This window comes from Spirochaetota bacterium (assembly GCA_026414805.1).
Taxonomy (GTDB): Bacteria; Spirochaetota; UBA4802; order UBA4802; family UB4802; genus UBA4802.
This window is the reverse complement of the sequence record JAOAIH010000137.1, coordinates 1-2,267: the sequence shown is the minus strand read 5'-3', so window position 1 is coordinate 2,267 and position 2,267 is coordinate 1. Positions and strand designations below refer to the sequence as shown.

Genomic DNA, 2,267 nt, shown 5'->3' with positions numbered 1-2,267 from the left:
CTTATAAACTTGATACAACCATTAGATATGGCAATACTCATGAACCATATAGAGTAAATATATTAATTGGTAAAGAAAATGAAAATCTTATGGATATTTATGAAAGAATAGGTAAATACAATGACAGAAGAAAGGCATTTCTCTTACCGTAAAGTTATTTTTATAAGTTTAATAGTTCTAATTGTAATTTTTATAGTTTTATCTATTAGGCTTGCTTTTTATCAATATAAGCATAGCAATGAGGCTTTTGCCAGCAAAGATATAGAAAAAGTTAAAGCATTAGAAAGGGTTATTCTCAATCATTTTCCTCTTAGTCCTTATACAAAAAGAGCAATTAATGAACTTTTAACTATGTGCGAAAAATTCAATGAAAATGATGAAAAACTTTACTGTTATGAAACTCTTCGTAGTAGCCTAATTCAAATAAAAAGCTTTTATCAGCCATACAGCGAAGTGATAGAAAGGATAAAACCAAAGATTGCAGATTTGCGGGCAAGGGAAAAGATTGCATGGAAATATAATAATCTTAATGTTTCTGATTATGATAGACTTTACAATGAGCAAATGGCAATTTTAAATTATGACAATTCACCTTCCTTGCCTTGGTCAGCTTTGACCATTTTTTCTCTATTAGGTTGGATTGGTTCTGTTATTTTTATGATTTTAAAGGGGATCACAAAACCTGTGAACAAAAGATTTTTAAGAATAGGGATAGCCATGTATATTGTGTTTTTCTCTCTATGGATTTTGGGATTATGGAAAGCTTGATTTTATCAGTTTTAAAGACGAGTTTTTATTAAGTATGGAAAAGGAGATTCCTCACTTCGTTCGGAATGACAAGAGATAGGGGTTATGAATGAAAGATGGAAAAATGCTAAATTACTGGTAGGGTTAGTTAAGAATGAAGATGCAGACAGTTGAGAAAAGTTTAATAATTTGATAGAGTTAAGATATATGGTAAAAAAGCTAAATAATAAGGGACTTTCTTTAACTGAGCTTTTAGTTGTTATTGCAATTTTAGCAATTGTTTTAGGCGCTGTTGCAGTAACATATACTGGTTCTTTAAGAGTTTTTACAAATGTAAAAAGTGCTTCAGACCCTATTGAAACTAAAACTCCATCAATTGAGCTTATAGCAAGATATTTTGACAGATGGGGAGTTGGAGTCATTGCTAAAACACATAGAAGTAATTGTAATATTTGTCCAGACCATCCAAAAAGTATGACAATAACTACCACAAATGATTGTTCTGATGTGATATTTTATGGGAATTTATATGGTTTTGGATTTGTAAGGGATGCAAGTAGTTCAACTGCACAATTGATAAGTTGTCGTCTTGATTCTTCGTCAAATAGAAATTGCTATACCCTTTGGAGAGACAACACACCGATAAATGATTATAATGTGAGTAATAATCCTCGTAATTTTACATTTAATGGTTTTATCTACACTTATGCAACCACTATAAGTATAACAGGTGCGGTTGAACTGCAGGGAATGATAGTAAATGCATCATCTAATGCAACCATAAACAATACAGGCAATGGAACAATTCAATTTCAAAAGAGAGTACTGGATAATTTATTCAACAATTTGAGAACTGCCTTTTGAGGCACTCCACTTTTAAATGAACCTCAATGCGGTGCAGGTAATAAGAGGGATTATCTAACCAATACAAAAGTAACTATTTACTAAATTATGGTATCTGTAATATTAGTTAAGTATGTAAAAATTTTAGAAACCGACGATTTTTTAAACATAAAAAACAATTGCAAAAAATTTAAAGATGTGATACATTTAAGTTAGAAATGAAAAAAATAAAACAAAACAAAGGATTTTCATTTGTTGAACTAATGGTAGTAATTGCTTTAATTACTATACTTTCAGCTGTGGCTATTCCTTCAATAACCAAGTTTTATAGAACTTACAAATATATTGAATATACTTCTTCAATGGAAAATCTTGTAAGATGGGCGAAAATGACAGCAATTGAAAGAAGTATAAACGTGGGATTATGCGTTGATACTACGAACAAGAGATTAAGAGTAGTAAATATGGGAACAAACAGAACAGGAATTTGTACAGGTACGGACTTAAATACTTTGAATATAGAACATGATTTTGTTTCAATAGCAGGGTCAGGTTCTGCCTTTGATCCAAGGGGATTTGCAATATTTACTGGTGATGTATGTCTTAGTGATGGCAACTCCTACTATAAGTCAGTTATTAGCAGATTTGGTGCAATAAGAATAGAAAAAGGAAGTGGT

General features: G+C 30.9%; 3 protein-coding genes. All 3 read left to right on the top strand.

Features of this window, described 5'->3' with window-relative positions; genetic code table 11:
* The first annotated feature begins 120 nt into the window (after positions 1–120).
* Entirely contained in the window at positions 121–768 is a 648-nt protein-coding gene (locus N3F66_14960) for a hypothetical protein (protein ID MCX8125447.1), read from the top strand.
* A gap of 186 nt (positions 769–954) precedes the next feature.
* Entirely contained in the window at positions 955–1,611 is a 657-nt protein-coding gene (locus tag N3F66_14955) for a prepilin-type N-terminal cleavage/methylation domain-containing protein (GenBank protein MCX8125446.1), read from the top strand.
* Between the two features lie 197 nt (positions 1,612–1,808).
* On the top strand, positions 1,809–2,267 hold a 459-nt coding region (locus N3F66_14950), incomplete at its 3' end, for a prepilin-type N-terminal cleavage/methylation domain-containing protein (protein MCX8125445.1).

Excerpts from the sequence above, each read along its gene's own strand:
- N3F66_14960 (MCX8125447.1), top strand. The coding sequence starts at position 121 with ATGACAGAAGAAAGGCATTTCTCTTACCGTAAAGTTATTTTTATAAGT.
- N3F66_14955 (MCX8125446.1), top strand. The coding sequence starts at position 955 with ATGGTAAAAAAGCTAAATAATAAGGGACTTTCTTTAACTGAGCTTTTA.